Origin of the sequence: Paraburkholderia sp., assembly GCF_026225065.1 — a bacterium.
In the GTDB taxonomy this organism is placed as follows: domain Bacteria; phylum Pseudomonadota; class Gammaproteobacteria; order Burkholderiales; family Burkholderiaceae; genus Paraburkholderia.
Map to the genome: position 1 here is coordinate 1 of NZ_JAMFSB010000032.1, position 6828 is coordinate 6828.

The 6828-nt window shown below is 62.8% G+C and carries 8 protein-coding genes; 7 read left to right on the plus strand and 1 reads right to left on the minus strand.

The window, feature by feature from the left end:
• Window positions 1-1060 (plus strand): ABC transporter ATP-binding protein (locus M0954_RS02315; RefSeq protein WP_297351411.1); only part of this gene is annotated, 1060 nt, incomplete at its 5' end.
• A 90-nt stretch (window positions 1061-1150) separates the two neighbouring features.
• On the opposite strand, the gene M0954_RS02320 is transcribed toward M0954_RS02315, so the two are convergent.
• Window positions 1151-1603, minus strand: coding sequence for a hypothetical protein (locus M0954_RS02320; protein WP_297351413.1), 453 nt, complete (start codon window positions 1601-1603; stop codon window positions 1151-1153).
• Between M0954_RS02320 and M0954_RS02325 the strand changes: the two genes are divergently transcribed.
• The 6 genes from M0954_RS02325 to M0954_RS02350 form a co-directional block, all read left to right on the plus strand.
• On the plus strand, window positions 1587-1781 hold the full coding sequence (locus M0954_RS02325; protein ID WP_297351415.1) for a hypothetical protein: 195 nt from the start codon (window positions 1587-1589) through the stop codon (window positions 1779-1781). The two genes, M0954_RS02320 and M0954_RS02325, sit on opposite strands and share 17 nt — an antisense overlap.
• A gap of 381 nt (window positions 1782-2162) precedes the next feature.
• Window positions 2163-2579, plus strand: coding sequence for a DUF5132 domain-containing protein (locus tag M0954_RS02330; RefSeq protein ID WP_123384353.1), 417 nt, complete (start codon window positions 2163-2165; stop codon window positions 2577-2579).
• A gap of 32 nt (window positions 2580-2611) precedes the next feature.
• A complete protein-coding gene (locus tag M0954_RS02335) occupies window positions 2612-3328 on the plus strand; it encodes an HMA2 domain-containing protein (protein ID WP_297351417.1) in 717 nt (238 codons plus the stop codon).
• Between the two features lie 12 nt (window positions 3329-3340).
• Complete coding sequence (locus M0954_RS02340; RefSeq protein WP_297351419.1) at window positions 3341-5473, plus strand: heavy metal translocating P-type ATPase; 2133 nt, start codon at window positions 3341-3343, stop codon at window positions 5471-5473.
• Window positions 5470-6321 carry an EcsC family protein gene (locus M0954_RS02345; protein WP_297351422.1) on the plus strand — a complete coding sequence of 284 codons (852 nt, stop codon included), beginning with the start codon at window positions 5470-5472 and terminating at the stop codon, window positions 6319-6321. The genes M0954_RS02340 and M0954_RS02345 overlap by 4 nt, the downstream gene beginning before the upstream one ends.
• Window positions 6322-6334: 13 nt before the next feature.
• Window positions 6335-6828: DUF445 family protein (locus M0954_RS02350; protein WP_297351424.1), on the plus strand; the 494-nt coding region annotated here is incomplete at its 3' end.

Here is a 6828-nt window from a genome sequence, read left to right on the forward strand (position 1 = left end):
CGCGGACCTGGAGGCTTATCAGAAACAGCGGTCCGCTTTGCTCGACGACTTGTCGCGCCAGAGTGCCGCGCTGGAAATCGCGACCGGCCTCGGTGGACTCGCCGTGGCGTTGCTCGGCGCTGTGCTTGCCTCGCGCGGCTGGTTTGGTCACCAGTGGTTGCCGTTGCTTGTGCTGGTGGCCGTGGCGGCCTTCATGCCCGTCGCCGAGATCGGTCAGGTGGCGCGTCAGTTGGCCGATACGATCGCCTCCACGCGCCGCTTGCATGTAGTCGAAAGCGAGAACGAACCGGTGACCGACGGCGACCTCCCGGTTCCCGCGAACCCGCCGATCGAGATCGAAACGTTGACCTTCTCGTACCCCGGCCGCAGCGTACCCGCGCTGGACCGCGTGAGCTTTACCGTGCGTCCTGGCAGCACTGTGGCGCTGGTCGGCGCCTCGGGCGCGGGCAAGTCGACGGCGGCGAATCTGCTGCTGCGTTTCTGGGATCCGCAGCAAGGCGCAATCAAGCTGGGCGGCACCGATTTGCGCCGGCTGCGTCTTGACGACCTGCGCAGCCACATTGCGCTGGTGGCGCAGGACACCTATCTGTTCAACGACACGCTGGAGGCGAACATCCGTCTCGCAGGGCGCGAGGTGTCAGACGAGGATGTGCGCCGCGCACTGGATCGGGCCGCGCTGAGCGAGTTCGTCGACCGCTTGCCGGACGGGCTTGCAACGCGGGTGGGCGAGCGCGGCGTGCAACTGTCGGGCGGTCAGCGTCAGCGGGTGGCGATTGCTCGCGCGTTTCTCAAGGACGCGCCGATCCTGATCATGGACGAGGCGACCTCGCATCTGGACACCATCAGCGAGCAGCAGATCCGCGCGGCGCTGGAAGAATTGATGGCGCACCGTACCTCCATCATCATCGCGCATCGTCTGTCGACCATTCAGAACGCGGACACGATTCTCGTGATGGATGGCGGGCGCGTGGTCGAGGCGGGCAGCCATGACGAGTTGCTGGCTGCGCGTGGCGCCTATGCAAGGCTCGTCGCGCACCAGTCGGGCGTGGTGGCTGCGTAACTTGGTGAATCCGCTGCATCAGCGTGGCAGTGCAGCGGTGTACGGCTGATGACCAGCGATGCGCGCCCGCAAACGGGCGCGCGACCGACATCAATGCGTTATGGATACCCTGAACGCAGACTCATAAGTCAGATGGACATGCTCGTGATGCGTCAATGAATTCATCACGGTAACCAGGTCCGGTTGGCTCACCTTGACGGACTGCGCCGTGCCGGTCCGATCTGCAATGGTCAGAAGATTCAGCTTGCTGTTGATCGTGGTGACTTCCACCACACCGTCATAGGTTCGCACTGCGCGGAACCCGTCCTGGCCGGAATCAGCGGTGGATTGAGTCACCTTGACGCTGTGCGTCATGGTCGTGAGTTTGGCGCCCTTCTCGGGGGTAAGCGCGGTGACGTAGGGCTCCAGAAAAGCGATGGCGATTTTGTTGCCGACGCTAACCCGGTCGAGTACATCGCTATGGTCCTTCGCGTTGAGACTCAGTTCGCGGCCGCTTTTGAGCGTCACGACAATGATCGAATTCTTCTTGTCGATGAAACTCACGGTGCCGTTTGCGTGGTCAACGGTTTTGTCGCTTGGCGAACTGGCCGCCGCCGACGCTGCTGCCGGTTCCGAAGCCGTGCTGTCGGCTGCGGCACAGATCGAAAGCCACGACGACAGACCTAGTGCGACCGCGATCGCTGCAGATCGCCGTGCTACGGAAGAACGACCACTGGACTGATAAAACATTAGTATCCCCCTATCTATATGCGTTTCCGGTCTACGAAAGACGCAGCTTCGATACGTCTCGCGCTTGACCCCTGAAATGCAGGTTCGAAATGTCAATTCCATCCTGACGGCGCCGGAAACGTTTCGTGCCGGCTCCTTCCGCCGAGGATGCGGTGTAACGGTACCACGTTCCGCCGGCGGGCTTACCAATCGAAAGCTTGTCGGGTCTCGATATCCTTTCGTAATCCGATGCATTCCTAACCGAAATCTCACTGTCATCGGTGCGTCACGCCGCAGGGCTACAAGTGCATAAAAGATCGGCGCAGTCGCTGCGGTTCCGCGTCGGCGCCGTATTGTCCTCTCCACACCTCAGGCGAAAAGGAATCATCGAACCATGGGCAAGTACAAGGTCAAACTCGGCGAAGGAAGTGCCTTTGCGGATCATGAGCACGTCGCTGAAAGTGAAGACGAAAACGAGAGCCCGGTTCGAAATGGCGACAATCTTTCGTCGAAGGTCGCGACGATCGGTGTCGTCGTAGTTGGCGCTGCGTTGCTGGAAACGGCGCTGATTCCGGGCATCCTGCTCGGCGCGGCAGCGGCACTTGCACCGAAGTATCTGCCGAAATTCGGCGAGCGCATTCAGCCGCTGTTTAATACGACGGTGCGCGGCGCCTACAAGCTGGGTCGCAAGGCTCGCTCCGCGGTTGGCGAAGTGCGCGAGCAGATGAGCGATATCGCGGCTGAAGTCGAGGCCGAGGAAGTGGCCGCGGCGACCGAGCCGGTGGCGGCCGCCGAGCCTGCCAAGGCCTGAGCGCGACATCTCCCGTCACTATCGAACCACTTATGAGTAAAGTGCCTCAGTCTGACGCTGCGCGCAGCGATACCGCTCATACGGCTGCCAACGGCGCATCGAAGTCTGCCGCGTCCTCTGCTTCTGCTTCTGCGAACGGCGAGGGCGTAGAAGCAAAGCCGGCCCGGAAAAAGAAACGCGAAGTCCGCATCGAGCACAAGGTGCCGGGACGCATTCGCATGAAGATTCCGTCTGCGAAGAACAATCCGGAATTCCTGGCCTTGTTCCAGAACGTGTTTTCGTCGGTCAACGGCATCACCAAAGTGAAGTCCAAGCCGGAAACCGGCAGTATCGTGATCCACTACGATCTGCAGCGGGAGTCGGAATTCCATTCGCATTTCCATCATTGCTGCGCCCAGAATGACATGACGGTCAGCGCCGCGCGCCCAGGCGACGAAATCGACGAACTCGCAAAGAAAATCGAAGCGGAAGCGGAATTTCTCGCCGAGCGCTCCGAGGCCGTGCGCGCGACGGTCGACCTCGTCAAGAAGGTCGACTATCAGATCAAGGCGATGACCGGCAACACGATCGATCTGAAGATCGTGCTGGTAGGAGGCCTCGCGGTCGCCACCTTTGTCGAGATCGGTGCGGAGGCAGCGACGCCGATGTGGGTGACACTCGCGCTGTTTGCGGTGAACCACTTCGTCGAAATGAAGCACGAAACACGCTCGCAGGCCGCCCCGGCTCCGATGCTCCCCGCACCGCGCTGATCCGGGCAGACCATGGAATTTTCAATCCGGCATGCGATTCCGGGACGGGTGCGCTTGCACGTGCCTGCGCTGTGCACGCCGTCGCCGCTCGCCGAGTCGGCGGTGTCGTGGCTCAAGCAACAGGACTTCATCGATGACGCCTGCATCAAATACGACTGCGCCAGCCTGATCGTGCATTACGACAGCGAGTGCGCCGGCGATCTCTCCGACCTGCTCGAAATGCTCGAGGGCTTTAGCCTCGCCGACCTCGATCAGTTGCTGAGTTTCCTTGACCCAAGCGGTGCGGCCAGCGCGGTCGGCGTTGCGCGCAGCCATGTTCCACCGGCGAAGCCGCGCTGGCCGCTGGCGCTGCCAAGCCTCTCGCTGGCGATGTCGTTCTCGGCGAATCCGCTGCTCTTCGCACTCAACGTTCCGTTGATGCTTTACAACGCCTACCCGATCTTTTCTCGCGCGTGGCGTGTGTGGAGCAACGAACGGCGCCTGAACGTCGACTTCCTCGACACGCTAGCCATCTCCGTGTCGATGGGGCAGGGCAACATGATGACGGGCGGCGTGATCACATGGCTGATCCGGCTGGGCGACTGGATTCGCGACCTCACCGCGGCCGGCTCGAAGCGGGCAGTGACCGAGCTGCTCGAGTTCCAGTCCAAAACGGCGTGGGTGCTACGGGACGGCGTCTACGTCGCGATTCCCGCAGCCGATCTCGTTGCTAACGACACGATCATGGTCTACCCCGGAGAGATGATTCCCGTGGATGGCGAGATCGTGCATGGCAGCGGCATGGTCGACCAGAAGACGATCACCGGCGAAGGCCTGCCGGTGTCGCGCAACATCGGCGAGGCGGTGTTCGCGGCGACGATCCTGCGCGAGGGGCAACTGACGTTGCGCGCGCTGCGCGTCGGCGCGGAGACCACTGCGGGGCAGATCGCGCATCTCGTCGACTCGGCGCCGGTGGGCGACACGCGCATGCAGAATCATGCCGAGCGCTTTGCCGACCGGCTGGTGTTGCCGACGCTCGGTCTCGCCATCGGCACGGCGGCGTTGACGCGCGACTTCAATCGCTTCCTGTCGCTGGTGATCGTCGACTTCGGCACCGGCATCCGCGTGGCGGCGCCTACTGCGGTGCTGTCCTCGATGACTCACGCCGCGCGCGTCGGCATCGTCATCAAGAGTGGCGGCCACATGGAGAAGCTCGCTCACGTCGACACGGTGGTGTTCGACAAGACGGGCACGTTGAGCGTCGGCACGCCGCATGTGGTGCATATGCAGTCGTTCAATCGCCATGTTTCGTCCGACCACTTGCTCGCGCTTGCGGTGGCGGCCGAGACCCGTCTGCAGCATCCGGTCGCGGAGGCACTGCGCGAGAAGAGCCGCGAACTGCAACTCGTGCTGCCGCCTTGCGACGAAACCGAGTACCGCATCGGGCTTGGCGTCGAGGGACGGGTGAACGGCTTTTACATGCACGTCGGCAGCGAACGCTTTCTGCGTCAGAACGACATCCGCGTCGACCACATCACGACCGAGCGTGCGCTTATCGACGAACGCGGCTGCTCCTGCCTCTACGTGGCGATCGACGGCGAGTTGGCCGGCCTGATCGCCTATGAAGATCGCATCAGGCCGGAAAGCCGGCAGATCGTCGAAAGGCTGCACAGCATGGGGATTCGCGACACCATCATGCTGACCGGCGATAACGCCGTGGTGGCGAAGGCAGTCGGCAAACGCGTCGGGCTCACGCGTCAGGTCGCCAACATGATGCCGGCCGACAAGGCCGAGGTCATCCTGCAGTTGCAGCGCGAGGGGCGCTCCGTGGCGATGGTCGGCGATGGCATCAACGATTCGCCGGCACTGAGCTTTGCCGATGTGGGCATCGCGATGAAGTACGGCGCCGATATCACGCACGAATCCGCCGACGTCGTCCTGATGGAGGACTCGTTGTGGAAGCTGATCAAGGCTATCGAGATTTCGCGTGACGCAGTCGGACTTATCAAGCAGAACTATGGAATCGTCGCGGCGATGAACGCAGTCGCGCTCGGCCTGGCACTCCCGGGCGGCCTCGTGAGTCCGGAGGTCACTGCGGTGATCAGCAACGGCTCGGCGATCGTCGCGAGTCTTAACGGCATTCGCCCCGCTCTGCGACGCTCATGAACACGACTTCCCTCGTTGCCGTCGACGGCAAGATGACCGAGTCGCACCGGCGCGAGCTGGAAGCGGCGGTCAATCTGCTCGAGAACCCGCATTTCGCGGCGCGTCTGGCCGAGTATGCGGGGCAGCCGCTCAATGCGATCGTCGAACACCTTCCAGGCGCCTTCAACCAGCGCTTGCGCGGCACGGTGCGCGCGGCGATTTTCCGTTGCCTGGAAATAGCCATCGAGTCGCTCGACGACGATGTGTCAGTAAGCGGACCCGACTGGCTAAACAAGGTGATGATCGGCGTGGCCGGTGGCGTGGGTGGTTTCTTCGGCATGGTTGCGTTGCCGATCGAATTGCCGCTCACCACCGCGCTGATGCTGCGCGCGATCGTCGAGATTGCGAGAGCCGAGGGCGAGGACCTGGGCTTGATGGAGACGCGCCTTGCGTGCCTCGAAGTATTTGCGCTCGGTGTGCGTGGGCCGCATGACAAGCTGAATGTCGACTACTACGCCGCGCGGCTCGTCCTGACGCGCCTGACCGCCGACGTCGCCGCATTGCTGTCCGAACGCGGCGCGGTCAACGCCTCGACGCCGGTGATCGCCAAACTGGTTGGCGAAATCGTGGGACGCTTCGGCCTGGTTGTCTCCGATATGTCGGCCGCGAGCTTCGTGCCCATTCTGGGGGCCGTCGGTGGCGCAACCCTGAACGTGATCTTCGCCGATCACTTCCACCGGGTCGCACACGGGCATTTCACCGTCCGGCGTCTCGAACGCATCTACGGCGCGGAGTCGATCCGCGCTCGCTATCAACAATCGAGGCGGGCGCAGCCGCGTGGCGGACTGCTGCGCAGGCTTCCCTTCTGACGCCCGTCGCGCGATGGCTAGCGATACGTCGATCGATTCCGCCGCGTTGTCCTTGACCGACGAGCGTCGCGCTCAGCTCAGACAAATGCGTCTGTTCGCCACCGGCCTGCTGATACTGATGCTGGTGCTGTTCATTGCGGCGTCGATGCTGCGTTCTATGTGGCCGGGGTTCGCCTATGTGCGCGCGTTCACGGAAGCGGCTATGGTGGGCGCCTGCGCCGACTGGTTCGCGGTGGTGTCGCTGTTTCGACATCCGTTTGGTATCCCCTTGCCGCATACGGCGGTGATCGGGAAGCACAAGGTGCGCATCGCCGAGAACTTCGGCGCGTTCGTCTCGGGCAATTTCATCATGCCTGCGGAAGTGGCGGCGAAGCTGGAGAGCATCGACGCCGCGGGCTGGGCGGCGCGCTGGATCAGGGAACCTGGGAATGCCAGGCAGGTTGCGACGCGCCTGCAACATCTCTTTCCGTCGCTGCTTGAACTGGTAGGCGACCGACCGATACGGGA